General features: G+C 62.8%; 23 protein-coding genes. 15 read left to right on the top strand and 8 right to left on the bottom strand.

Annotated features, from left to right (window positions below; genetic code table 11):
• Positions 1 to 12: 12 nt before the first annotated feature.
• From AMM33_RS16010 to AMM33_RS15940, 15 genes are all read left to right on the top strand, one after another.
• Positions 13 to 732, top strand: a complete 720-nt coding sequence (locus tag AMM33_RS16010; RefSeq protein WP_090142295.1) for an amino acid ABC transporter permease — start codon at positions 13 to 15, stop codon at positions 730 to 732.
• A gap of 1 nt (position 733) precedes the next feature.
• Positions 734 to 1,402: an amino acid ABC transporter permease gene (locus tag AMM33_RS16005; RefSeq protein WP_090142294.1), complete on the top strand. Its 669-nt coding sequence runs from the start codon at positions 734 to 736 to the stop codon at positions 1,400 to 1,402.
• Between the two features lie 27 nt (positions 1,403 to 1,429).
• The gene (locus AMM33_RS16000) at positions 1,430 to 2,167 is read left to right on the top strand and encodes an amino acid ABC transporter ATP-binding protein (RefSeq protein ID WP_090142293.1); all 738 of its coding nucleotides are present in this window, start codon (positions 1,430 to 1,432) and stop codon (positions 2,165 to 2,167) included.
• A gap of 685 nt (positions 2,168 to 2,852) precedes the next feature.
• Entirely contained in the window at positions 2,853 to 3,881 is a 1,029-nt protein-coding gene (locus tag AMM33_RS15995) for an amino acid ABC transporter substrate-binding protein (RefSeq protein ID WP_090142292.1), read from the top strand.
• An 82-nt stretch (positions 3,882 to 3,963) separates the two neighbouring features.
• Entirely contained in the window at positions 3,964 to 5,163 is a 1,200-nt protein-coding gene (locus tag AMM33_RS15990) for an amino acid ABC transporter permease (RefSeq protein ID WP_228768186.1), read from the top strand.
• Position 5,164: 1 nt separating this feature from the next.
• A complete protein-coding gene (locus tag AMM33_RS15985; RefSeq protein ID WP_228768185.1) occupies positions 5,165 to 6,265 on the top strand; it encodes an amino acid ABC transporter permease in 1,101 nt (366 codons plus the stop codon).
• 14 nt (positions 6,266 to 6,279) lie between these two features.
• A complete protein-coding gene (locus AMM33_RS15980) occupies positions 6,280 to 7,035 on the top strand; it encodes an amino acid ABC transporter ATP-binding protein (protein WP_090142291.1) in 756 nt (251 codons plus the stop codon).
• Between the two features lie 910 nt (positions 7,036 to 7,945).
• A complete protein-coding gene (pyrC, locus tag AMM33_RS15975; RefSeq protein WP_090142290.1) occupies positions 7,946 to 8,983 on the top strand; it encodes a dihydroorotase in 1,038 nt (345 codons plus the stop codon).
• Between the two features lie 47 nt (positions 8,984 to 9,030).
• Entirely contained in the window at positions 9,031 to 9,807 is a 777-nt protein-coding gene (locus AMM33_RS15970; RefSeq protein ID WP_228768191.1) for a DUF3025 domain-containing protein, read from the top strand.
• Positions 9,808 to 9,876: 69 nt separating this feature from the next.
• Entirely contained in the window at positions 9,877 to 10,752 is an 876-nt protein-coding gene (htpX, locus tag AMM33_RS15965; RefSeq protein ID WP_090142289.1) for a protease HtpX, read from the top strand.
• Between the two features lie 362 nt (positions 10,753 to 11,114).
• Complete coding sequence (locus AMM33_RS15960; RefSeq protein WP_228768184.1) at positions 11,115 to 12,044, top strand: DMT family transporter; 930 nt, start codon at positions 11,115 to 11,117, stop codon at positions 12,042 to 12,044.
• A gap of 36 nt (positions 12,045 to 12,080) precedes the next feature.
• Positions 12,081 to 12,770 carry an ABC transporter ATP-binding protein gene (locus tag AMM33_RS15955; protein WP_090142287.1) on the top strand — a complete coding sequence of 230 codons (690 nt, stop codon included), beginning with the start codon at positions 12,081 to 12,083 and terminating at the stop codon, positions 12,768 to 12,770.
• Positions 12,767 to 14,068 carry an ABC transporter permease gene (locus AMM33_RS15950; RefSeq protein ID WP_090142286.1) on the top strand — a complete coding sequence of 434 codons (1,302 nt, stop codon included), beginning with the start codon at positions 12,767 to 12,769 and terminating at the stop codon, positions 14,066 to 14,068. The genes AMM33_RS15955 and AMM33_RS15950 overlap by 4 nt, the downstream gene beginning before the upstream one ends.
• A gap of 235 nt (positions 14,069 to 14,303) precedes the next feature.
• Positions 14,304 to 14,927 (top strand): DUF3299 domain-containing protein, encoded by a 624-nt coding sequence (locus tag AMM33_RS15945; protein WP_194945502.1) that lies wholly within the window; start codon positions 14,304 to 14,306, stop codon positions 14,925 to 14,927.
• Between the two features lie 149 nt (positions 14,928 to 15,076).
• Complete coding sequence (locus AMM33_RS15940; RefSeq protein WP_090142363.1) at positions 15,077 to 15,976, top strand: 5'-nucleotidase; 900 nt, start codon at positions 15,077 to 15,079, stop codon at positions 15,974 to 15,976.
• Between the two features lie 330 nt (positions 15,977 to 16,306).
• On the opposite strand, the gene gspF is transcribed toward AMM33_RS15940, so the two are convergent.
• The 8 genes from gspF to AMM33_RS15900 form a co-directional block, all read right to left on the bottom strand.
• Positions 16,307 to 17,542 carry a type II secretion system inner membrane protein GspF gene (gene gspF / locus AMM33_RS15935; RefSeq protein WP_090142285.1) on the bottom strand — a complete coding sequence of 412 codons (1,236 nt, stop codon included), beginning with the start codon at positions 17,540 to 17,542 and terminating at the stop codon, positions 16,307 to 16,309.
• Positions 17,543 to 17,555: 13 nt separating this feature from the next.
• The gene (locus tag AMM33_RS15930) at positions 17,556 to 18,377 is read right to left on the bottom strand and encodes a porin family protein (protein WP_194945501.1); all 822 of its coding nucleotides are present in this window, start codon (positions 18,375 to 18,377) and stop codon (positions 17,556 to 17,558) included.
• A gap of 320 nt (positions 18,378 to 18,697) precedes the next feature.
• The gene (locus tag AMM33_RS15925) at positions 18,698 to 20,119 is read right to left on the bottom strand and encodes a GspE/PulE family protein (RefSeq protein WP_090142283.1); all 1,422 of its coding nucleotides are present in this window, start codon (positions 20,117 to 20,119) and stop codon (positions 18,698 to 18,700) included.
• 7 nt (positions 20,120 to 20,126) lie between these two features.
• The gene (gene gspD, locus AMM33_RS15920) at positions 20,127 to 22,217 is read right to left on the bottom strand and encodes a type II secretion system secretin GspD (protein WP_369802463.1); all 2,091 of its coding nucleotides are present in this window, start codon (positions 22,215 to 22,217) and stop codon (positions 20,127 to 20,129) included.
• A 13-nt stretch (positions 22,218 to 22,230) separates the two neighbouring features.
• Positions 22,231 to 23,049 (bottom strand): type II secretion system protein N, encoded by an 819-nt coding sequence (gspN, locus tag AMM33_RS15915; protein ID WP_090142361.1) that lies wholly within the window; start codon positions 23,047 to 23,049, stop codon positions 22,231 to 22,233.
• Between the two features lie 65 nt (positions 23,050 to 23,114).
• Positions 23,115 to 23,702: a type II secretion system protein GspM gene (gspM, locus tag AMM33_RS15910; RefSeq protein WP_090142282.1), complete on the bottom strand. Its 588-nt coding sequence runs from the start codon at positions 23,700 to 23,702 to the stop codon at positions 23,115 to 23,117.
• Positions 23,699 to 24,931: a type II secretion system protein GspL gene (gene gspL, locus AMM33_RS15905; RefSeq protein WP_090142281.1), complete on the bottom strand. Its 1,233-nt coding sequence runs from the start codon at positions 24,929 to 24,931 to the stop codon at positions 23,699 to 23,701. Before gspL ends, gspM begins: the two co-directional genes overlap by 4 nt.
• Positions 24,932 to 24,937: 6 nt before the next feature.
• A complete protein-coding gene (locus AMM33_RS15900) occupies positions 24,938 to 25,558 on the bottom strand; it encodes a type II secretion system protein GspK (RefSeq protein WP_228768182.1) in 621 nt (206 codons plus the stop codon).
• Between the last annotated feature and the right edge of the window lie 112 nt (positions 25,559 to 25,670).

The following is a 25,670-nucleotide window of genomic DNA, read 5'->3' as shown; positions in this document are numbered from 1 at the left end:
AAAGTTCACACAATGACATGGGATTGGCAGGTCTTTTTGACCGATGACGGCAGCGGCCGAACCTACCTCGAATGGATGCTGGAGGCCTGGCGCTGGACGCTGGCCGTGGCGGCCAGCTCCTGGCTGGTGGCGATGGGGGTGGGCGCGGTGGTGGGCACTTTGCGCACCTTGCCTGGGCGTCCTGTGGTGGCGGCCCTGGCCAACGCGTGGGTGGAGTTGTTCCGCAACATTCCGCTGTTGGTGCAGATTTTCTTGTGGTACTTCGTGGTGCCCAAAGTGTTTCCGGCTTTCCAGCAAGTCCCCGGCTTTTTGCTGGTGGTGTTTGGCTTGGGCTTTTTCACCTCGGCGCGGATTGCTGAACAATTCCGTGCGGGCATACAGGCCTTACCTAAAGGTCAGCGCTATGCGGCCATGGCCATGGGATTCACCACCGCGCAGTCCTACCGCTACGTGATCTTGCCCATGGCGTTTCGCATCATCTTGCCGCCTTTGACCAGCGAGTCGATGAACCTGCTGAAGAACTCTTCGGTGGCTTTTGCAGTCTCGATTGCCGAGCTGACGATGTTCGCCATGCAGGCGCAGGAAGAAACCTCTCGCGGCATCGAGGTGTACCTGGCGGTGACGGCGCTGTATGCCTTGTCAGCCTTTGCGGTGAACCGTGTGTTCGCGCTGATCGAAAAGAAAATGCGCGTGCCCGGCTTCATTGTCTCGGGTGGAACGGGAGGGCACTGAGATGTTGGGACTTGATTTTTCTTACTTCGACCTGGAAGTCCTTCGCAAGTTCGTCTTGGGCGGTCTGCTGTTCAGCGTGCAGCTGACCATCATGGCCACCATTGGCGGTGTGATCTTTGGCACGGTGCTGGCCTTGATGCGCTTGTCGGGCTCCAAGTTGTTGGCAGCGCCTGCCACTTTCTATGTCAACGGCATGCGCTCAGTGCCGCTGGTCATGGTCATCCTGTGGTTCTATTTGCTCATGCCCTTTGTGATCGGCCGACCGATTGGTGCCGAATGGTCGGCCATCATCACCTTCGTGGCGTTTGAGGCGGCGTATTTCAGCGAAATCATGCGCGCTGGCATCCAGTCGATTCCGCGTGGTCAGGTCTTTGCGGGTCAGGCTTTGGGCATGAGCTATGGCCAGAATATGCGCCTGGTGATCTTGCCGCAGGCCTTTCGCAACATGCTGCCTGTGCTGCTCACGCAGACCATCATCTTGTTTCAGGACACCTCGCTGGTGTATGCCATTGGCGCCTATGACCTGCTCAAAGGCTTCACCAATGCGGGCAAGATTTATGGCCGCTCAGAAGAGGCCTACTTTCTGGCCGCCATTGTTTATTTTGTGATTTGTTTTGCACTGTCCTGGAGCGTCAAGCGCCTGCAGGCCAGGATCGCCATCGTGCGCTGAAGCACGCGCTGATATTGGGAAAAGAAAATGATTGAAATCAAAAATGTGTCCAAGTGGTACGGCCCGGTGCAGGTGCTCAATGACTGTTCGGTGAGCATCAACAAAGGCGATGTGGTGGTGGTTTGTGGCCCCTCGGGTTCCGGCAAATCCACCCTCATCAAGACCGTCAACGCGCTGGAGCCCTTCCAGAAAGGCGAGATCACCGTCGATGGCGTGCCCTTGCACGACCCGAGCACCGACCTGCCCAAGCTGCGTTCGCGCGTAGGCATGGTGTTCCAGAGCTTCGAGCTGTTCCCGCACCTGTCGGTCACTGAAAACCTGACGATTGCCCAAGTCAAGGTGCTGGGCCGCAACCTGGACGATGCCAAGGCGCGGGGTCTCAAGATGCTGGATCGCGTGGGCCTCTTGGCCCACAAGGACAAGTTTCCGGGCCAGCTCTCGGGCGGTCAACAGCAGCGCGTGGCCATTGCCCGTGCCTTGTCGATGGACCCGATGGTGATGCTGTTTGACGAGCCCACTTCGGCGCTCGACCCCGAGATGGTGGGCGAGGTGCTGGACGTGATGGTGCAACTGGCCAACGAGGGCATGACCATGATGGTGGTCACGCACGAAATGGGCTTTGCCCGCAAAGTGGCCAACCGCGTGATCTTCATCGACGTGGGCGGCCGCATTCTGGAAGACTGCTCCAAGGACGAGTTCTTTAACCACCCCGAAAACCGCCAACCGCGCACCAAGGATTTCCTCAACAAGATCCTGCAGCACTGATCGTTTTAATTGGGGTCAGATCCCGATTAATTTTTCACTTGCTTCGTTTTAATTGGGGTCGGATCCCGATTAAAGGGTTTGATTAGAAGTCCGTTGACCGGGATTGCGCCCGGCGGCGCACGCACTTTCTTTGATTCGCCAAAGAAAGTCAGCAAAGAAAGGTGAGCCGCAGTCAGGGCCCTTCGGGTGCCTTGCACTGCGCGCACCGGTCGGAGTTGGGTGCAAACTCGCTTAGCTCACACAGGCAGCCGCCCTGGTTCGACCGCTGCTGCGCTGCTTAGCCCTGCCAGAACTGCACGGAGTCCATGCGGGCATTGCTTCGCTCGCTTCACGCTGAATTGGACCTGACCTGCAATGAGCCTGACCCCAATTAAACGTCAGGCGCTACCAAACTGGTTTTGCCAAAGCAAGTATTGTTTGATGCAATCCTTGTATGGAAATCGGGGGTAAACCTTGATGAAGACTGACGACAAGCTGACTATATTCGCCATCACTGGCGTGCAAGTACATTCTCTGCGCATGCCCAGGCTGCTGGCGTTGGGGGGCACCATGGGGTGTACTTCTTAAACAGTTAACCTGTTTGGGCCAAGTCCTTGGGAAGCTCCTAGGCAGTTCACTGTTGGATTTGGCATTTAATCTGCGGGTGGTAATTTGCTACTCACCATTTCACAAGAGGATTCAAACCATGAAGAAAATGACACAAACCTTGATCGGCTCGGTGCTGGCCACGGCCGGCTTGCTGGCGGCCACATCCGCCATGGCGGGTAAAACCCTGGACCAGATCAAGCAGCGCGGTCAAATCGTCTGCGGTGTCAACACCGGTCTGGCCGGTTTTTCAGCCGCTGACTCCAGCGGCAACTGGTCGGGTCTGGATGTGGACCACTGCCGTGCCGTGGCCGCTGCCGTGCTGAGCGATGCGACCAAAGTCAAATACGTCCCCCTGACCGCACAGCAGCGCTTCACTGCCCTGCAGTCTGGCGAAGTCGACGTGCTGGCCCGCAACACCACCAACACCTTGAACCGTGACGGCTCCTTGGGTCTGCACTTCATCGGTGCCAACTACTATGACGGCCAAGGCTTCATGGTGCCCAAAGGCAAGATCACCAGCGCCAAGCAGCTCAAGGGTGCCACCGTGTGCGTGCAATCGGGCACGACCACCGAGAAAAACTTGACCGACTTCTCCCGCGCCAACAAGCTCAACTTGAAGCCTGTCGTGTTTGAAAAAGTCGAGGCCGCTACGGGCGCTTACTTCTCTGGCCGCTGCCAGGCTTACACCACCGACGCATCGGGCCTGGCCTCGGTGCGTGCCAAGGAAGCCAAAGACCCTGCGGCCCACCTGATCTTGTCCGACCTGATCTCCAAAGAGCCCTTGGGCCCGATGGTGCGCCGTGGTGACGACGAGTGGTTTGCCATCAACAAATGGGTGCTGGCCGGCCTGATCGAAGCCGAAGAGTATGGCATCACCCAGGCCAATGTGGACCAGATGAAAACCAGCGACAACCCCCAAGTGGGCCGTTTGCTGGGCGCCACTGAAGATCTGGGCAAGCACCTGGGCCTGGACAAGGAATGGTTGGCCCGCGCCATCAAGACGACCGGTAACTACGGCGAAATGTTCGAGCGCAACGTCGGCCCCAAGACCTCCATCAACCTGCCACGTGGCCTGAACAACCAGTGGAACAAGGGCGGCCTGATGTACGCCGCACCACTGCGTTGATCGCCTGCCTTTTTTGAAGGTTCTGGATACGCCCCTCACGGGGCGTATTTTTTACCACCCCGTCATTTTTCAGGCAGTTCCCATGTCCCACTTTTCCATGATCGAGGCCAGGCCCTTGCCCGGCAAGAAAACCCGATCGATTTCGTGGCGCAGCCGCGAAGGGCGTTCGGTCATTTACCAGATCGTCGCCATCCTCTCAGCGCTGGCCCTGGTGGCCTTGCTGGTGCGCAACACGCTCACCAACATGCGCCTGCGCGGCATTCAAAGCGGCTACGACTTTTTGTTCCAACCGTTTGGCTTTGACATCAGCGAAACGGTGATCGAGTACGCGCACAACAGTTCTTACTTTGTCGCTTTTGCCATTGGCATGCTCAACACACTCAAGGTGGCGGTGATCGGCATCGTGCTGGCCACGGTGCTGGGCGTGCTGGTGGGTGTCGGGCGGTTTTCGGCCAACTTTCTGGTGCGCAAAATCTGCTACGCCTACGTCGAATTTTTCCGCAACGTGCCGGTTTATCTGCAGTTGCTCATCTGGTATCTGGTCTTCGCCGAGATGCTGCCCGACCTGGATAAGGCTTGGCAGGCAGGCCATTTCTTTTTGAGCAAAAACGGGGTCTCCTTCCCTTGGCCCGTGTGGCAGTTGGGTCAAACCCTGGCCTTGGTCGGTGTGGGCTTTGGTCTGGTCTTTGCGGTGGTCTATCGCCGCATGGCGCGGGCGCATTTCGACCGTACAGGCCTGACCCGCCCGGTGTGGGCGGTGTCCTTGGCGGTCACCCTGGTGCTGGCTGTGCTCGGCTGGTTGCTGGGTGGTGCCCCCAACGAATGGGACTTGCCCAAAAAGGGTGACTTCCAGATCGAAGACGGCGGCGCGTTCAGCCCCGAATTCATGGCCCTGCTGTGTGGCCTGGTTTTTTATACCGCGTCCTTCATTGCCGAAGTCGTGCGCTCGGGCATCGCCTCGGTGTCGCTGGGCCAGCACGAGGCCTCGGCCTCTTTGGGTCTGAGCAAAAGCCAATCCATGCGTCTGGTGGTGCTACCCCAGGCCTTGCGGGTGATCATTCCGCCGTTGACCAGCCAATACCTGAACCTGACCAAGAACTCGTCCCTGGCGGTGGCCATTGGCTACCCCGAACTGGTCTCGATCGCCAACACCACCCTCAACCAGACGGGCCGCGCCATTGAGGCCTTGTCGATTGTCATGCTGGTGTACCTCACCCTGTCCCTTCTCACCTCGGCCCTCATGAACTGGTTCAACGCCAGTGCCGCCATCCAGGAGCGCTGACATGAACGTTTTCAAATCCACTGAAGCCCGGCCCATGCCCGGGCGCAGCTCAGGCCCTGTGGCCTGGTTGCGCAGCAACCTCTTCTCCACCCCGGGCAACAGCCTGATGTCGCTGGCGCTGCTGGCTGTGTGCCTGTGGGCGCTGGTCTCCTCGCTCGACTGGGCTGTTTTGCAAGCGGTCTTTGGCAGCAACTTGCAGGCCTGCAACGACGTGCGCGGCGTGGGGGCCTGCTGGGGCGTGATCTCCGAAAAAGGCCGCTTGATCGTGATGGGCCGTTACCCCGAAACAGAGCACTGGCGTCCGGTGATCGCTACCGCCTTGATGTTGGGTGTGGTGGTCATCAGCTGCATGCCGCGTTTTTGGAACAAGGCCTTGCCTTTGGTCTGGCTGGTCATGCTGGCTGTGTACTTCGTGCTCATGAAGGGCGGCTTTTTCGGCCTGACCGAGGTCGACACCGACCAATGGGGCGGTTTGCCGCTCACGGTCATGCTCACCGTGATCTCCATGACGCTGGCCTTTCCGCTGGCCATCTTCGTGGCGCTGGGCCGACGCTCCAACATGCCCGCCATCAAGACCCTGTGCACGCTCTATGTGGAGTTGGTGCGGGGTGTGCCGCTGATCACCGTGCTGTTCATGGCTTCGTTCATGCTGCCGCTGTTCATGCCCGAGGGCGTGAAGATTGACGTGCTGGTGCGCGTGGTGGTGGGCATCACGCTGTTTTCTGGGGCCTACATGGCCGAGGTGATCCGCGGTGGCCTGCAGGCCTTGCCCAAGGGCCAGACCGAAGCGGCCGCCACCTTGGGCCTGAGCTACTGGCAGACCCAGCGCATGATCGTCTTGCCCCAAGCCCTGGCCACCGTGGTGCCGTCCATCATGAACACCTTCATTGGCCTGTTCAAGGACACCTCGCTGGTGACCATCGTGTCCTTGTATGAGCTGACGGGCGCTTTGGGCCTGGCGCTCAACTCGGACGCCGACTGGCGCCCCTTCAAGATCGAAGCCTACCTCTTCATCACCTTCATTTATTTCGCGTTCTGCTTTGCCATGTCGCGCTACAGCCTGTGGATTGAAGAGCGCACGGCCGTGAGCAAAGTCCGCTGAACGAAAGACCCCCTATGACCTCCAACGCTACCCCCCTCATCGAGTTCAAAGGCGTCAACAAGTGGTACGCCAGCAATGGCTACCACGTGCTGCGCGACGTGAACCTGCAATTTGCCAAAGGCGAAAAAGTCGTCATCTGCGGCCCCTCGGGCTCGGGCAAGTCCACCCTGATCCGCTGCATCAACGCCCTGGAGGAATACCAGGAAGGCACGCTCACGGTGGACGGCACCGTGCTGGGCGACGACCTCAAAGGCATCGACAAAGTGCGCCGCGAAGTCGGCATGGTGTTCCAGCAGTTCAACCTGTTTCCGCATCTGACGGTGCTGGAAAACCTGATCTTGTCGCCCACCTGGGTGGCCAAGATGCCGCGCAAGGAAGCCGTGGACAAAGCCATGGTGCAGCTCGAGCGCGTGCGCATTTCCGAGCACGCGAACAAATACCCCTTGCAACTGTCCGGCGGTCAACAGCAGCGCGTGGCGATTGCGCGTGCGCTGTGCCTGACGCCCAAGATCATGCTGTTCGATGAGCCCACTTCGGCGCTCGACCCCGAGATGATCAAGGAAGTGCTGGACGTGATGATCGAGCTGACCAGCCAGGGGATGACCATGCTGTGCGTAACGCACGAAATGGGTTTTGCCAAGGCGGTGGCCGACCGCGTCATCTTCATGGACCAGGGCCAAGTGGTTGAACAAGCACCGCCGCAGCAGTTCTTTGACGCGCCGCAGACGGATCGGGCGCAGGACTTTTTGTCCAAGATCCTTGGGCATTGATTTAATTGGGGTCAGATCCCGCTTGAAAGCTGAGTCTTTTTTGAGCGTCCTTGGCCGGGATTGCGCCCGGCGGCGCACTCACTTTCTTTGCTTCGCCAAAGAAAGTAAGCAAAGAAAGGCGAGCCGCAGTCAGGGCCCTTCGGGTTCCTTGCGCTGCTCGCAGCGGGCGGGGTCGGGTGCAAACTCGCTTCGCTCAAACAAGCACCCGCCCTGATCCACCCGCTGCTGCGCTGCTCAGCCCTGCCAGAACGGCATGGAGTCAATTCGGGGCATTGCTTCGCTCGCCCTGTTGCTTTCTACTCTCTGTACCTTTGAGATCTCCAGAATTTAATTGGGGTCAGATCCCGATTAAATGCGGAGTTCTTTTGAGCGTGCTTGGCCGGGATTGCGCCCGGCGGCGCACTCACTTTCTTTGCTTCGCCAAAGAAAGTAAGCAAAGAAAGGCGAGCCGCAGTCAGGGCCCTTCGGGTTCCTTGCGCTGCTCGCAGCGGGCGGGGTCGGGTGCAAACTCGCTTCGCTCAAACAAGCACCCGCCCTGATCCACCCGCTGCTGCGCTGCTCAGCCCTGCCAGAACGGCATGAAGTCCTTGCGGGGCATTGCTTCGCTCGCCCCGTAAGCTTAATGTTTGAAGTTTTTCGGGTCTTGTAGGTAGGCTTGGCTTCTTTCTATACGTTCACCACCAATGCTCGCACCAGAGTCGGGGCTGCGGGTTGGGGCGATTTGGCGAGCTTGCGAGTATGAGCCCCGGCCCGCAGCCCCGCCTCTGGTTCCACGAGCCGTTTTCCTAGGAGCCCCGACCTGTAACCCACCTTTGGTTCTACGAGCCGTTCTCCCAGGAGCCCTGACCCGTGACACCACCTCTGGGACCAGCAACGTCAAGCCGATGGCAGGTTTGAGACAATACGCCCCATGACCCAAGAACTCACCCTCATTCGCCCCGACGACTGGCACCTGCATGTGCGCGACGGTGCTGCCCTGAACGTGGTGGTGCCGCACACTGCCGCGCAGTTTGGCCGCGCTGTCATCATGCCCAACCTCAAGCCGCCCGTGACCACCGCCGAGCAGGCGCTGGCCTACAAGCAGCGCATCCTGGCCGCCGTGCCAGCGGGCATGGCCTTTGAGCCGCTCATGACGCTTTACTTGACGGACAACCTGGCCCCGTCAGAGATTGCCCGCGCCAAGGCCGCAGGCGTGGTGGCTTGCAAGCTCTACCCGGCTGGCGCCACTACCAACAGCGACGCGGGCGTGACCGATCTGCGCAAGATCTACCCCGTGCTCGAAGCCATGCAGCGCGAAGGCGTGCTGCTGCTGGTGCACGGCGAAGTCACCTCGTCCGACATCGACCTGTTCGACCGCGAAGCCGTGTTCATTGAGCAGCAGCTGATCCCGCTGCGCCGTGATTTCCCAGGCCTGAAAATCGTGATGGAACACATCACCACCAAAGAAGCCGCCGATTACGTGGCCGCTGGTGACGCCAATTTGGGTGCCACCATCACCGCGCACCACCTGCTGTACAACCGCAACGCCCTGTTTTTGGGCGGCATGCGCCCGCATTACTACTGCTTGCCGGTGCTCAAGCGCGAAACCCACCGCCTGGCGCTGGTGCAAGCGGCCACCAGTGGCAACGCCCGGTTCTTCTTGGGCACCGATAGCGCCCCGCACCCGGCGCACCTCAAAGAGCACGCCAGCGGTTGCGCCGGTTGCTACACCGCGCACGCTGCCATCGAGATGTACGCAGAGGCGTTTGATCAGGCGGGCGCACTGGACAAGCTCGAGGGATTTGCCAGCTTCTTTGGGGCCGATTTTTACGGTCTGCCGCGCAACACCGGCACCATCACCCTGCGCCGCGAAAGCTGGACGCCTGCTGAAAGCTTTGCTTTCGGCGAGGCCGAACTCAAGCCCCTGCGTTCGGGAGAAAGTCTGCCGTGGCGTCTGGTGGCGGGCTGAGCCCCAACCGGGCCGGGCAACGCTGCGCGCCCGCCTCCAGCTTGGGCGTGTCCGACATCGATTGGGACGCGCCTTGGCTGGCCGACTGGCGGGCGGTAGGTGAGCCCATCGCACGGCAAGTGGCGGCAGGCGTTCCCCAGCCCGAGGCCTTGAACGCGGCGGGCCGTGCCCCCGTATGTTTTGTGCCACAAGCCGACTTGCCCGAGGGCCAGGCCTATGAAGACTTCATTTTTGCCACGGGCCAGGTGCCCACCCGCGAGGGCTTGCATGACTTCTTCAACGCCCTGTGCTGGATGCAGTTTCCGTTGGCCAAAAAGCGCCTGAACCAGTTGCAGGCCAGCGAAATCGCCCGCGCCGGCGTGGGCCAGGTGCGCGGGCCGGTGCGCGATGCGGCCACAGTGTTTGATGAAAACGCGCTGCTGATCCAGCCTTCAAACGCTTTGTGGGCGGCCCTGACCGAGCACCGTTGGCAGGACGCCCTGCTTGGCCTGCGCCACGAGTGGGCGCACACCCGGCTGTGGGTTTTTGGCCATGCGGCGCTCGAAAAGCTGGTGCAACCCTACAAGTCGATCACGGTGCACCTGTGGCGCGTGCCGCAAACTGTGGCCCCGGCAGACATCGACACCTGGCTGGCGCAGGACCTCTCGCCCGACAAACTGGCCACCAAGCCCTTCAGCCCCTTGCCTGTGCTGGGCGTGCCGGGTTGGTGGTCTGCCAACGCGGCGCCCGCCTTTTACGACGATGCCGAGGTCTTTCGGCCTCGGCGCGTGCGGGCGCAGGTCAAAAAACCGTACGCCAATGCGGACATCGTGCCCTCCGCTTGATTTTGATGGGCCAGCCCCTACCATTCGACTCCACGCGTCCGCGTGTTCCGGACTGAAAGTGAAAACATCATGAAACGTATTTTCCTGTTTGCATTGACCAATATTGCGGTGGTGGTGGTGCTGGGCATTGTGGCCAGCTTGCTGGGCGTCAACCGTTTCCTGACCGCCAACGGCCTCAACCTCGGGGCGCTTTTGGGCTATGCCCTGATCATGGGTTTTGGTGGCGCCATCATTTCCTTGCTGATCAGCAAGCCCATGGCCAAATGGACCTCGGGCGTGAAAGTCATCGACCAGCCTGCCAACGCCGACGAAGCCTGGATCGTCGACACCGTGCGCAAATTTGCCGACAAGGCCGGCATCGGTATGCCCGAAGTGGGTATTTTTGAGGGTGATCCCAACGCCTTCGCCACTGGCGCCTTCCGCGACTCGGCCCTGGTCGCCGTGTCCACCGGTTTGCTGCAAAACATGACGCACGAAGAAATTGAAGCCGTCATCGGTCACGAAGTGGCCCACATCGCCAACGGCGACATGGTCACCATGACCCTGATCCAGGGTGTCATGAACACCTTTGTGGTGTTCATCTCGCGGGTGGTCGGTTACGCGGTGGACAGCTTCTTGCGCAAGGGCGACAGCGAAAACACAGGCCCCGGCATCGGCTACTACGTGACCACCATCGTGATGGACATCGTCCTGGGCTTTGCCGCTGCCATCATCGTGGCCTGGTTCAGTCGGCACCGTGAATTTCGCGCCGATGCGGGGGCTGCCCAACTCATGGGCCGCAAGCAACCCATGATCAACGCCCTGGCCCGTCTGGGTGGCGTGCACACCGCCGAATTGCCCAAGAGCATGGCCGCCATGGGCATTGCCGGGGGCATCGGCCAGCTGTTCAGCACCCACCCGCCCATTGAAGCGCGCATTGCCGCGTTGCAAAACAGCCCCACCTGAGCGGGCCCACTGAAGTTGGCGCGGCCCTTCTCCTGATAGATTCGGCCCTGTGAAGTTTTCAAGGGCTAAGGATGTTGTAGGTCGGCGGCTTCAGCCCCGACATGTGCTCGCGCTCAACCCACACTGTCGCGCTAAACCTGCAGACCTACAAATTTCCACTTGGGTGGACGGCACAAAGAATTTCAAACTTCAGCATGCCGGATCAATGAGAGCGGCGCACCCGCTGCGATAGCCGCCGCAGTGCGCATGGATTCACCCAGGCTTGGTAACCGAAGTGACTGGCGTTTTCGGGGTCGCCCCTATGATCGTGCGGTGATCCATCTTCTTCCTCTTGGGCTTGCATGAAACCGCGCAAGTCTTTCTTGTCTCCCCCTCGTCAACTGGCTGTGGTGCGCCGACGCAGTTTGCGTGCCATGGCCGCTTGGCCTGCGGCCGTGCGGGGCATGGTGTGGATGGTGCTGGGCGGGGTGTTGTTCTCGGTGATGAACGCCCTGTCCCGGCAACTGAGCCTCCAGCTCGATGACCAGCTGGTGCTTTTTTTGCGTTATTTGTTTGGCCTGCTGGTGATCTTGCCCTGGGTGTTTCGCCAAGGCTGGCGCAGCTACAGGCCGGTCAACATGGTCGGGCAGTTCTGGCGCGGCGGTGTGCACACGCTGGGCTGTGTGTTGTGGTTTGCCGCCTTGCCGCACATGCCTCTGGCGGACACCACCGCCATTGGTTTTACCGGGCCGATTTTCATCATGCTGGGGGCCGCCTGGTTTTTGGGGGAGCCCATGCGCCAGGACCGCTGGATCGCGGCCTTCATCGGCTTTGCCGGGGTCATGGTGGTGGTCTTGCCCAAAATGTCGGGCGACGGCGGTTGGTTCAACCTGGTCATGCTGGCCTCTTCGCCGGTGTTTGCCGCATCGTTTCTGATCACCAAAGCCCTCACGCGCTACGAGAAACCCGGCGTGATTGTGCTGTGGCAAGCCCTGACGGTCACCTTGCTCAGTTTGCCCATGGCCTGGTTTCATTGGCAAATGCCCACACCCTTGCAATGGCTGGCTTTTGCCGCCACGGGCGTGTTGGGCACGGTGGCCCACTATTGCCTGACACGGGCCTTTGCGATGGCGGATATTTCGGCCACCCAGTCCTTGCGGTTTCTGGACCTGGTCTGGGCGTCCTTGCTGGGCTGGTTGATTTTTGGCGATGTACCCAGCCGGTCGACCTGGCTGGGGGCTTTTGTGATTTTGTGGGCCACGGTGTGGATTGCCCGTCGCGAAAGCAGGAGAAGGATCACCGTACCCGATTGACGGGGTATATTGCCGCCTCTATGGAGGGAGGGTGTTGTGATCGAGATTGAGCCATTGCGTTACACATGGACCCAAGGGGGGCCTGACACCCTGACGCTGGGGCGCTTGCAGGTGAACCCCGGACAAACCGTTTTCCTGCATGGCCCCAGCGGCAGCGGCAAGAGCACTTTGCTGGGTTTGTTGTCGGGTGTCTTGTCACCCCGCCAAGGCCGTGTGTCCTTGCTGGGACAAGACTGGGCGGCTTTGAAGCCCGGTCAGCGCGACACCTTTCGGGCCGACCATGTGGGCGTGGTGTTCCAGCAGTTCAATTTGCTGCCCTACCTGAGTGTGCTGGACAACGTGACCCTGCCTTGCCGTTTTTCCATGCTGCGCCGCGAGCGCTGCCAGGCCGCTGGTGGCCCCGAGGCCACGGCCCAAAGCTGGTTGCAGCGCATGGGCTTGCCCGAGGCGCTGTGGAGCCGCCGCGCCGACGCCTTGTCGGTGGGCCAGCAGCAGCGCGTGGCCGCTGCCCGCGCCTTGATGGGCCAGCCCGAATTGATCCTGGCCGACGAGCCCACCTCGGCGCTCGACGCCGCCTTGCGCCAGGGCTTCATGGATTTGTTGCTGCAGGCCGCGCGCGACGCGGGCAGCACTTTGGTGTGTGTGAGCCACGACGAGCAGCAGGCGGTGCGCTTTGATGTGCAGTGGTCCTTGCCCGCCTTGCAGCAAGCGGGGGTGAGCGCATGAACAGCCTTTGGCGCATGGCGCGCAGCAGCGCCTGGAACCGGCGCAGCACCCTGGTGTGGGTGGTGGTGTCGCTGGCGCTGGCCACCGCCTTGCTGTGGACGCTGGAGCGTTTGCGCCACGACATCCGCCACAGTTTTTCGCAATCGGTCAGCGGCGTTGATTTGATTGTGGGCGCGCGCAGCAGCCCGGTGCAGCTGATGCTGTTTTCGGTGTTCCACATCGGCAGCGTGCCGCAAAGCATGTCCATGGACAGCGTGCACAAGCTGGCGCAGCACCGCTCGGTGTCGTGGGTCGTTCCCTTGAGTTTGGGTGACTCGCACCGGGGCTTTCCGGTGCTGGGCACCACGCCCGCGTTTTTTCAGCACTTTGCCTATGGCGATAAACAGCCGCTGGTCTTGCAGCAAGGCGCGGCGTTTGCCGACACGCTGGATGGCTTGTACGAGGCCGTGATTGGAGCCGAGGTGGCGCGCAAGTTGGGCTATGGCCTGGGCCAAAGCATCACGCTGGGCCATGGCATGCACGACCATGGTCATGACCACGGAGCTGAGGAGAACAAAGAAGATGAACATGCCGACAAGCCCTTCAAGGTGGTCGGCATTCTGGCCCCCACAGGCACCCCGGTGGACCGTTCGGTGCAAGTGAGCCTCAAGGCCCTCGAAGCTATCCACCTCGACTGGGTCGCGGGCACGCCCATGCCGGGCGGGCAGATCCCGGCCGACCAGGCGCGCAAATTCAACCTGGAGCCCGAAGAAGTCACGGCTGCCCTGGTGGGCCTGAAAAGCCGGGCGGCGGTGTTCAATGTGCAGCGCTTTGTGAATTTTTACGAAGAAGAGGCCCTGATGGGCGTGATGCCCGGCGTGGCCTTGGGTGAGCTGTGGTCGGTGCTGGGCGTGGGCGAAAACGCCTTGCTGGCGGTCTCGGCCCTGGTGGCTTTGGTGAGTGTGGTCTCGCTGGTGGCGGTGGTGTTGGCGGGCCTGAACGAGCGCCGCCGCGAACTGGCCGTGCTGCGCGCCGTGGGGGCCGCGCCGCGCCATGTGCTGGGCTTGCTCACTTTGGAGGGGGTGTGGGTCACCTGCGCCGGGGTGGTGTTGGGCGTGCTGCTGGCGCACGCGGGCATGGCGCTGGCCACGCCCTGGCTGCAGCAGTCGCTGGGCATTCGCTTGCAACTGGCCGCACCTTTGCCCACGCAGCTGGCTTTGGCGGGCGCGGTTTTGCTGGCCGGGTTGCTGGCCAGTTTGGGGCCCGCCTGGCGGGCTTACCGATTGTCCTTGGCCGATGGCTTGTCGCCGCGCGTGTGAGTCCTGCCCGCCCGAATCGTGTATTCGTAGGTCGGCGGTCGAAGACCCCGACATGGGCCTTTGCAAAAAACCCATCATGTCGGACTCTGCGAGTAGCGACCTACGAGAAGTCATTACTCACACATTCAAAACTTCAGCATGCCGGATCAATGGCACGAAAAAAACCAAGCCCTTGAGCCAGCTTGCCGCAGTTGAAGAGACTCAACTGGCTTAAAGTTCCCGTATGGGAGTTCATATGAAAAAAACCATTGTTTTACAACACACCGCGCTGCTGGCAAGCCTGCTGCTGGCGGGCTCCGTCTTGGCGCAAAGCGTGCGAGAGACCGTGCGCGACATGGTGCCGCAAGTCCAGCCGTCTTTGTCGGCCGGGCCAGACCTCCAGGGGGCCAGCACACCCGGCCCGGCCCGCACCATTGGCTGGGAGCAGCTCATTCCGACCGGCTGGGACCCCTACAAAGACCTCAAAGCCTTGAACCTTCAAGGTCTGAAAGACAACGATCCGAGGGCGGATGAGGCGCTGAAAAAAATGCGCCAAATGTGGGACAACGCCCCCATCAACCCCTTGATCCTTGGGCAGAACGTGCGTTTGCCCGGTTTTATCGTGCCGCTGGAAGACTTGCCTGAGGGCATCAAGGAGTTTTTGCTGGTGCCGTACTTTGGCGCCTGTGTGCACTCCCCACCACCGCCCGCCAACCAGATCGTGCATGTGAAATTGGACAAAGCCGTCAAGCGCTTTCGCAGCATGGACACCGTCTGGGTTTCTGGCACCTTGAGCGCCACCAAAACCGACTCGCACATGGGTGTGTCCAGTTACCGTATCGACGCGAAGTTGGTCGAGCCCTATGTCGAGAAAAGGTAAGCCGCGGGCCTTCTCCTTTTGGGCGCGGCGCCCACGCCGTGATACCCCCCGCACAGACTCCCCGCAAAGCCCCCATCCGCGAACGGCTATGCTCAACGCTGGGGCCAAAACCCATGGCCCAACGCGTTCAAACGGAACTGGAGTTCACGATGCCCGTCACACTGGAAGGCCAACTGGTCGTTGCGATTTCTTCGCGGGCCTTGTTCGACTTTGAAGAAGAAAACCACGTCTTTGAGCAAGGCGACGACCGGGCCTATATGCAGTTGCAGCTGGGGCGCCTGGAAGAACCCGCCAAACCGGGCGTGGCGTTTTCGCTGGTGCGCAAGCTGCTGGCCTTCAACGACGCCGATGCCCAGCGCGTCGAGGTCGTGATCCTCTCGCGCAATGACCCGGTCTCGGGCATGCGCGTGTTCCGTTCGGCCCAGCATTACGGTCTGCCCATTCAACGTGGCAGCTTCACGCGGGGCCAGCCGCCTTGGCGTTACCTCAAGCCACTGAACGCCAACCTGTTCCTGTCGGCGCACCTGTCAGATGTGCGTGCTGCGCTGGATGCGGGCGTGCCTGCGGCGCAGGTTTACCCCCACTCTGCCTTGGCCTCAGAAGCGCACCCGCATGAAGTGCGCATTGCCTTTGACGGCGATGCGGTGCTGTTTTCAGACGAAGCCGAGCGCGTGTTCCAGGCCCAGGGCTTGTCGGCTTTTCAGCAGCATGAACGCGACAAAGCCAGCCAGCCCTTGCTGGCGGGGCCTTTCAAACCCTTGCTTGCGGCCTTGCACCGCCTGCAACAAGAAGGCACACCCGCCATGCGCATCCGCACGGCACTGGTCACGGCCCGCAGCGCGCCCGCGCACGAACGCGCCATCCGCACCTTGATGAACTGGAACATCGAAGTCGACGAAGCCATGTTTTTGGGGGGCTTGCCCAAGGGCGAGTTCCTGCGCGAATTCGAGCCCGATTTCTTCTTTGACGACCAGACCGGCCACATCGAATCCGCCGCCAAGCACGTCCCTGCCGGACACGTCGCTTCGGGTGTGTCCAATTCCTATTGATCCTGCCCTGTGAAGTTTGCAGGGTGACTTCAATCTTGCACCTTGTGGGAGCTCGCCCTGCTGGCGATCAGACGCTTGTGGACCACAGGCTTTTCGCTTGGCTGGCAAGCTCCCACAAAATCCTCCCAACTGGAAACACACGGCTCAGACTTCATCGGGCCGAATTTATAAGCAGTGACGGCGCAAAAAATTCAAACTTCAGCGTGCCGAATCAATAGGTTGAAACGCGCAGCGTCCGAGGTTTACAGATCAGGCGCGTACAACCCGTAGGTCGGCACTCGAAGAGTCCGACGATGGTCTGTTCAGTGGTGTAGCCTGTTTGCAGGCCACTCATTTGACAAACTGGTTCATTTCCATGATGGGCATGAGCACGGCCAACACGATCAGCATGACCATGCCGCCCATGCCCACGATCAGCAAAGGCTCCAGGATGGTGGCCAGGGCCATGGCGCGGCGCTGCACTTCAGACGACAGCTGCGTGGCCGCCCTTTGCAGCATCACCGGGAGTTGGCCGGTCTGTTCCCCCAAGCGGGCAAACATGGACAGCAGGCCAGGAAAGCGGGCGTTTTGGGCCAGCGCGGTGCCCAGGGGAGCGCCTTCGCGCACCCGTACCAACGCTTCAAGCGCGTCGGCTCGCAGGGCCTGGTTGGACAGGGTGTCAGCCGCTGCCTGCAAGGCCTTGAGAATGGGCACGCCCGCAGCCGTGAGCATGGCCAAGGTGGAGGCAAAACGCGCGCTGTTGTAGCCCCGGGCCAGCCGCCCGATCAGGGGCAAACGCAGCCAGGCGGCGTCAAAGCGCAGGCGCAGGGCGGGTTGGCGCAGCGCCATGCGGCTGCCTGCTACCGTCAGCACCAGCGTCAAGAGCATGAGCCAGCCCCAGTGGCGCACCACATCGCTGATGGCCAGCATGGCCACCGTGAGCAGAGGCAGTTGGCGCTTGGTGCCTGCAAACACCCCGGCCACCTGCGGCACCACCGAGGTCACCAGAAAAATCACAATCGCCAGCGCCACCAGGCTGACGATGGCCGGATACAGTGCAGCGCCCATCAGTTTGGCGCGCAGCTGCTGCTGGTCTTCCAGGTCGTTGGCCAGTTGGTTGAGCACATCGGCCAGGTGCCCGCTTTGCTCGCCTGCGGCAATCACGGCCAGGTCAATGGCCGGAAACTCGTTCGGGTGCAGGCCCAGCGCCCGGCCCAGGCTGCTGCCCGAGTTGACTTCGGCGCGGATGGCGGCCATCAGCAATCTTTGTTTCTCATCTTCGGCTTCATCGGCCAGGGCCGACAAGGCGCGCTCGACCGGCAGGCCGCTGCCCACCAGGCTGGCCAGCTGGCGCGTCCACACGGCCCGCTCGCTGCTGCTGAAGGCACGCGAGCGGCCCACCGTGCGCTGCCACCAGGGCACATCAGGGCCGCTGGCGCTGCCGCCGGAGGCAATGGCTTCAACGCTCAAGGGCACCAGGGACTGGGCGCGCAGTTGGCTGCGGGCCGATTTTTGGCTGTCAGCCTCGACCACGCCCTTGCGCATGGCGCCATCGGCTTGCAGGGCTTCAAAACGGTAGGCGGGCATGGGTCAAAGGTCTTCAGTGGCTGAAATAAATCACGCCCAGCTGGCCGCCGACAACGGCCGCTTGGCCGCTGGGCAGCATCGGGTTGATGAATTGGCTGGCGCTCAGTTGCGAATAAAACGCCCAGCGCGGCGTCCAGCGGTGGCGGTAAGTGATTTGCGCGCCCCAGCTGCCCAGGCCTGCATCCTGGCGCAGGGCCGAGCCGGGCGCACGCGCCGCCGTGCTTTGCCAGTGCGTTGCAGTGCCCCAGGTGGTGTAGGCGCTCAGCAGCATGGCACTGTCCTCGTCCAGGGGCTGGATGTAGGTCACCGTGGGTGAGACGGTGGTGCCGTCGCCGCGCCCAAGCACGTCTTGCGTCAGGCTCAGGCCCGTTAGCCATTGGCGTGAAAACCGGTAGTCCAGATTGGCCCGCAGGCGCAGGGTTTTGCGGCCACTTTTGAAGGCGTCAAAGTCGGCGTCTTGGTCGAGATTGATCACGCTGGCCGACAGGGCGGTCTGCCAGTTGCTTTTCTTGAGCCAGTCATAGGTCAGGGCGCTGTCTTGCAGGGCTTGGCCAAAGCGGTACCAGTTCGCGCCCTCCACCGTGCCGACACGCCAGCGCCCATAGCGCAGCCCCAGCGTGGGCCGCAGGCTCATTTGGCCAGGCTGGCGCAAGTTGCCCATGTCCACTTTGGCGCCCAGGCTGTAGTCCCAACGGCTTGTCGTGGAAGGGGGCTGAGCCGGTTCTGTGTCTGCGGACAAGGGTTCTGCCGCTGTCGTGACATCCGGTGTCTGTGCGAAAGCCACAGACCCAGCGCCTGGCAGCAAGGCAAGCAGCACAAGCAGGACCAGATTCATGTAGGAGCCAGCCCTGCTGGCGATCGGGCGGTGGTGCAGCGCTGGCCATCGCTTGCAGGGCAAGCTCCTACAAAATGCGGCCAGGGCTGCACATCGCTTTGCGAAAGCGCCAGGCACAGCGCCCAGCAGCACAAGCAGGACCAGATTCATGTAGGAGCCAGCCCTGCTGGCGATGGGGCGGTGGTGCATCGCTGGCAATCGCTTGCAGGGCAAGCTCCTACAAATACCTGTGCCCCAATGGGCATCAGTGCGCTGCAGACGTGCTGGGGCCAAGAACGCCAAGAGGGACGTTGGAGCCAGAAGGGCGGTCAAATCGCGCATCAGTCCCGCGTCACGCGCAGCAGTTCTTCGGCGCTGGTGATGCCTGCATCCACCAGGCGCTGGCCGTCGTCCCGCATGAGCACCATGCCCTGGGCCAGGGCCGTGGTGCGCAGGTCGGCTTCGGCGGCGCGGTTGTGGATTTGTGCCTTGATGTCCTCACTGGCCACCAGCAGCTCAAAAATGCCGGTGCGCCCGGCGTAGCCGGTGTGGCCGCACGCGTCGCAGCCCGCGCCGTGGCAGGCGGTGCAGCGCTTGCGCACCAGGCGCTGGGCCAGCACGCCCAAGAGCGAGGAGCTGAGCAAGAACGGCTCCACGCCCATGTCGATCAGGCGGTTGACGGCGCTGGTCGCGTCGTTGGTGTGCAGCGTGGCCAGCACCAGGTGGCCTGTCAGGGATGCCTGAATGGCGATTTGTGCGGTCTCAAAGTCGCGGATCTCGCCGATCATGATCACGTCCGGGTCTTGCCGCAGGATGGCGCGCAGCGCCTTGGCAAACGTCAGGTCGATCTTGGCATTCACCTGGGTCTGACCTACGCCAGGCAGCTCGTATTCGATGGGGTCTTCCACCGTCATGATGTTGTTGCGCGTGGCGTCCAGGCGCTGCAGCGCGGCATACAGGCTGGTGGTTTTGCCCGAGCCCGTTGGCCCCGTCACCAGCAAAATGCCGTGCGGTTGGTGGATCAACTGGTCAATTTGCTGCAAGACGCGGCCCTGCATGCCCACCGCCTCCAGCGTCAGGCGCGCTTCGCTCTTGTCGAGCAGGCGCAGCACGGCGCGTTCGCCATGGGCGCTGGGCAGGGTGGACACGCGCACATCGACCGCGCGTGAGCCCAGGCGCAGGCTGATGCGGCCGTCTTGCGGCAGTCGTTTTTCGGCAATGTCGAGTTCGGCCATGATTTTCAGGCGCGAGATCAGTGCAGCGTGCAGCGCCCGGTTCGGTTGTACAACCTCGCGCAGCGTTCCGTCGATGCGAAAGCGCACACTCGAATGGCGTTCATAAGGCTCAATGTGGATGTCGCTGGCCCCGTCGCGTGCGGCCTGCGTCAGCAAGGCGTTGAGCATGCGGATGATGGGCGCGTCGTCGCTGGCCTCCAGCAGGTCTTCCACGGCGGGCAGGTCCTGCATCATGCGCGAGAGGTCGGCTTCGGACTCGACCTCGCTGACAACGGCCGCCGCCGTCGAGCCGCTGTGGGCCTGGCCGCCGGAATAGGCCTGGTGGATGCGTCGGCTCACCTCGGACAGCGTGCTGTGCTGCAGCTGCAGGGCCAGCGGTTGGGCAGAGGCGGGGCCGAATTTTCGGGTGACTTCAGACAACGCTTGGCGCTCGCTGTCCGGGCACAGCCACAGGGTCAGGCCTTGTCCGTCGTCTTCGAGCAGCAGCTGGTGCGCGCGGGCAAACGCATAGGGCAGGGGGTAACGCATGCCGACCTCAGGGCTTGGGGGTGGCTGGCGTGGTCGCAGGCAAGGCGGGCAGCACCGCCGCGCCCGATATGGGCAAGGTGGACGTGCCCACCGGTTGCACGCCTTGCTGGTTCAGCCGCATTTGTTCATAGCGGCCCAAGGACAGGGCTTCGGTGGCCGCGCCGTCGCGCACCACCACCGGGCGCAGAAAGACCATCAGATTGGTTTTTTTGCGGCTGCGCGCTTCGGACTTGAACAGGTTGCCCAAAAAGGGCAAATCCCCCAGGCCCGGCACTTTTTCCTGGCTGTTGCTGGTGTCGTCTTGCAGCAAGCCGCCCAGCACGATGATGGAGCCGTCTTCCACCAGCACGTTGGTTTCGATGGAGCGTTTGTTGGTGGTCAGACCATCCTTGGAGCCGATGGATTTGGCGTCTACGTTGCTGACTTCCTGGTAGACCTGCATCTTGACCGTGCCGTTTTCACTGATCTGAGGCTTCACCCTGAGCGTCAGGCCCACATCTTTGCGTTCAATCGTTGTGAATGGATTGGTGGTGCCTGCCGCGGCGGCGGCATAGGAGCCAGTCACAAAAGGCACGTTCTGACCGATCACGATCTTGGCTTCCTCGTTGTCCAGGGTCAGCAAATTGGGCGTGGACAGCACATTGGCATCGCCTTCACTTTGCAGAAAACGGGCCAACGCCCCCAGCGCCAGAGCCCCGTTGCGCTGCTGCCCCACGGCCACGTTCAGCCCGGTGGAGGCGGTGTATCTGCCCGCGGCCGCATTGGCCCCCAGCGTCAGCAAATTGGTGCCCCCCACAGAAAAGTTGGTGCCCAGCAAACCCACGGCGCTGCCATTGGTGCCGGTGCCGCTCATCCACTGCACGCCAAATTCGGCGGCCTTGTCGGCGCTGACTTCGGCGATCAGGCTTTCCACAAACACCTGGGCGCGGCGCTGGTCGAGCATGTCGATGACGCTGCGCAACTGGCGGTATTGCGGCTCGGGCGCGGTGATGATGAGCGCGTTGGTGGCCGGGTCGGCCTGAATCTGGCCGCCGGTAGAGGGCTGGGCGCTGGCGCTGGTGCCTGAACTTGTGCCGGATGCCCCGGGCGTGCCGGCTGGGGCTGAGCCGGGCGCACTGCCTGTCCCGCTGGCGCTGGTGCTGATGGCTGCGCGCAGCGTGGTGGCCAGTTTGGTGGCGTCGGCGTTCTTCAGATACACCACATGGATGTTGCCGCTGGCCGCGTTGGCGCCGCCGGCGTTGGGCTGGTCGAGTTGTTCGATCAGGCTGCGCGTGAGCGCCAAACGCGCCGGGTTGGCCGCCCGCACGATCAAGCTGTTGGTGCGCACTTCGGCCAGCACCGTGGTTTTGAAGCCGGTGTCGGCCTGGCCTGCGGTGGCGGGGGCACCCCCAGGCGCACCCGCTGCGGCGCCCGAGTCGAGCAGGCGCTGCACCAGCGTGGCCACATCCGGGGCGATGCCGTGTTTGAGCCGGATCACCTCAACCCCTGTCGCGTTGGCCACATCGAGCGCGGCAATGATGCGGCCTAAGCGTTGCAGGTTGTCGCCATAGTCGGTGATCACCAGGGCGTTGGTGCCGGGGTTCACGTTGATGGTGTTGTTGGGGCTGATCAGCGGGCGCAGCACCGGCACCAGGTTGTTGGCGTTTTCGTGGTTCAGCCGAAAAATCTGCGTCACGATCTGGCCGCTGCTGGCGGGCACGGTGCCTGCCGACACGCTGGCGCTTTGCAGCTTGGCTTCGGCTTCGGGCAGCACGGTGTAAAGACCGGCCGACTCGACCATGGCAAAGCCCTGGGTGCGCAGCTGGCTGGCAAACAGGCGCAGCGCCTGCGCCGGGGGCACGGGCACGGTGCTCGACAGCGTCATCGTGCCCTTGACACGCGGGTCCAACACCACGTTGTGCCCCGACAAAGTGGCCAAGGTGCGGGCCACGGCGTCGATTTCGGCGTTTTGAAAGTTCAGCGTCACCGGCTCTTTGGGGTTGATCGGCTTGGCGGTTTGCGCCCCGGCGGGCGTGCCCAGGCAAGCGAGGCAGAGGGCCGTGGCCGTCAAAAGATGGGGCAAAACAGGCAGGGTGTGCATTTTGTAAAAGGGTGGCATGTGGAGCATGGGTTTATCCCAGTGAAAGCAGGCTGCGCGTGCCCTGACGGCGGCCGATGATGTTGAGCAAATTGGACAAGGCGGCCTCGCTGCCCTCTTGGGCACTGGCTTCGCCGCTAAAGCGCAGGCGTTGGCCCACCCATTGGCCCTGGCCTTGCAGTTGCAAGGGGCCTTGCAGCGTGCTCAGCTGCAAATCGGGCGTGGCCGAGCCTTCGGGCGTGCCCCGCAGCTGGATGCGGTAACTGCCCATGGGCTGCAAGGTGCTGAGTTTGGAGGACATGTTCAGGGCGTCGAGTTTGGCCAGGCCCTGCAGTTGCAAACGGCCAGCGGCCCAGTTCAGTTGCAGGGCTTCGGTGTGCAGCTGCAGTTGTCCGGCCGCTTGCAAGGTGTTCCAGGGGGCGCCCAGGCCCGACAGCAAAGCGGCAGGCCAGGTCGAGGTGTGGTCGCTCAGCTGCAGTTGCAGCGTGGACAGGCCCGCCTGCAGGCGGGCGCTGGTGCTTTGCTGCATGCAGCAGTCGGCCAAAAACTGAACATTGACCGCCCCCCAGCCGGGGGTGATGTGCCACTGCAAGCGCCCGGGCAGGGCTTGCGCGTCGCGGCTGCCCGCGCCACCACTGAGCACCAGCTGGGCCGAGCCCTGCCAGACCGTGCCCCGTGCCTGGTGCAGCTGAACTTGCCCCTGGCTGGCTTGGCTCACCCCCCAGGCGAGCCAGCGGGCGGGCGCCCACACGAGCAGCGCCAGGCCCAGGCCAAGGCAAGCGCCCCACACAGCCGGGCGCCAGGGGCTGCGCGGCGGGACAGCCGACAGGGGCAGGCCAGTGCGCCGCGTCATGGGTTTCAAATCCAGGCGCTTCAAGTCCGGGCGTGGCGGGGTGGGGTGCATCACGGTGGGGCGCATCAAGGCAGGCTCATCACCAGGGAGCCGCTCCAGCGCACAGCGCTGCTGCTGGCGGCGGCATCGGGGGCCTTGGCCGCTGAAGTCGCCGTTGCCGTGCCGGGCTTGGCCGCTGCGGGCACGCTGACTTGCCGCAGCTGGGCCTGCACGGGCAGGGCCTGGGCGTGTTCGCGGGCTTGCTGCAACCAGGTGGCCAGGCTTTCGGCGGGGGTGGCTTGCAGGTTCAGGGTGGCGCGTTCGCCTTGCAGGCTGAGCTTGGCGTCGGCGCCCAAGGTCAAGAGGTTGCGTTCGAGCCACTGAACGGCATCGGCTCGGGTGATGGCCGAAGGATTTTTCAGGCTTTGGGCCTGTGCTTGCAGCTGTCGCATTTGGGCGCTTTGGCGGTCGAGTGCGGCTTGGCGGGCGGGGGCTTCGTGCCAGGTTTGCAAGGCCGGGGCCAGGGCGATGCGCCAGACAGCGGCCAGGGCCAAGACCACGGCGGCCAGTCCCAGCAGTTGGCGTTCGCGTGCACTGCGCTGTGCCCAGGCGGCGCTCAGTGACGCGCGCAGGGGCGCAGTCACGGCCTGAAGTTGCTTTTGCCAGCTGCTCATGGTTGCCCCTGTTTCGCGGTCATGACCCCGGCTGTGCCGTCGGTGCGCCAGGCATAGCCTTGGGCGTTCAGTCCTTTTTCAAGGGCCTGCTGCGCACTGACGCTCAAGCTCAGTTCCGGCAGGCGCAGCTGGTCGGGCTCAAACTGAAACTGTGAGGGGGCAGCGCTGCCCGCAGGCCAGCTTTGCCCCAGGGCGCCGAGCATGGCTTCCAGGTCGGGCGGGCTCAGCTGGCCCGAGCCTTGGCGCAGCCGGGCCACTTCGCGGGCCATTTGCAAAGGCGCATCCACCACCACCAGGGTTTGCGGAAAAGTCTCGCGCAGCACCTGTGCCCAGCTGCTTTGCTGGGCCTGCCAGTCGGCGCGTGTTTTGTAGGCCCACACATTGAGCCCCAGCAACTGGCTGGCCAGTAACACCCCCAAGCCCCAGCGGGTCGGGCGCCAGTCGCGGCTGTGCCACAGCTGGCTGGCGTTGCGTTGCCAATTTTTCAGGCGCCGCGCACGGGCGTTGGCCTCGAATTCGAACTGTGCCAAATCCCAGCCTGTGTCCAGGGCCCGCAGCCAATGCTGTTTGGGCGCCACCATGGGCGCTTTCAGTCCCAGGCGCTCGCTCACCCAGCTCACCACGCCCGGCTCGGCGCTCAGGTGGGCATTGGCGTTGTCCTCGTCACTGAGCACATCCTGTGCCGTCAGCCCACTGGCCATGGGCATGCCCCACACGCCGCGATCGACCTGCTGCAGCCACAGCCAGCCCTCGTCGGCCGGGCCAACGGCCGTGATGTGCAGCGCAGCGCCCACGGGGGCAAATTCGGGCACGATGCGGTGCACCGTGATGCCGGCCGACTCCAGGGCCTGCAGCTGGGCGCTCAGCCAGGCGCGGTCACAGGCGGCTACCCAGGGCTGTTCGGTGTTTTTCCAGTGGGCTTGCAAGGCCAGGTGCAGCTGGGCCGGGTCGTCAAGCAGGGCGTCTTCCAGCAGGCCCTGCAAGGCGGCCTTCAGGCGGGCCGTCTGTTTGTGCAGCCCGGCGGGCAGAGTCACCCGGTGCCAGGACAAGGCCCCGGCGGGCACCAGGGCCACCACCTCGGTTTGCCGATCGGTGCGTGGCAGCAGGGGGCTTTGTGCCCATTGCACGTTCAGTGAGGCCGCTGGCGTGTCGGTCTGTACCAGCGCATGTGGGTACACCGTGGCCGTGCCAGGCTGGCCAAAGGGCAGTTGAATGATCAGGGTTCGCATCGTTTTTTATTGTAGGGGGGGGGCAGGCGTGAGCTGTGGGCTGCGCACCCGCCAGAGCATGCGCACCTGGTTGCCGTCTCGCCGCACCAAGGCCAGGTCTTGCTGTACCACGTTGTCAATGCGCAGGCGTCCGCGCACCTCGAAATAACGGCTGTTCACGCTGTGCTGTTGGTCGTTGACCAAGGCGCTTGCGGCCCCCAGGGTTTTGCGTACGGCTTCCAGCGATGTCCAGGGCGCCTTGTCGCGCTGCGCCACCAACTGGCGCGCAGCGCCCAGGTCCAGGCCGGGCAGGCTGGCCATCAGCACCTCGGCACTGGCGGTGTTCAGGTTCACCGGTGTGGTCTCGGGCAGCACGCTCACAAAGCCATCGAGTGCCCGTACCGTGGCCGGGCTCAGGCCTAGCCAGACCAGCTGCGCGGTTTGCTGGGGCATGAGGGGTGTTTGGGGGGGGGGGCCTGCTGTGGCAGTGCCTGTGGCGGCTGTTGCGGGKGTGTTTTGCAGCGCCTCTTGCAATTGGCGCGACAGCGTTTGCAGCTCCTCCAGCGGCAGGTTCAGGCGCTCAAACAAGCGCGCAAAACGTGCCAGCTGGGCCTTGGACACCTGGCCGTCCTCGATCAGGTTGCGCACATTCAGGCGCGACTGCCTGCCCCTGCTGCACGACCTGGCCCCCGACGACCAGGCCAGTGTGCGCTGGGTGCTGGGCCACATCACACGCGGGCAGGTGCTGGATGTTCAGCGC

It is taken from the genome of Limnohabitans sp. DM1, assembly GCF_001269385.1.
Lineage (GTDB): Bacteria > Pseudomonadota > Gammaproteobacteria > Burkholderiales > Burkholderiaceae_C > Limnohabitans_A.
This window is presented reverse-complemented; position numbering and strand designations above follow the sequence as displayed.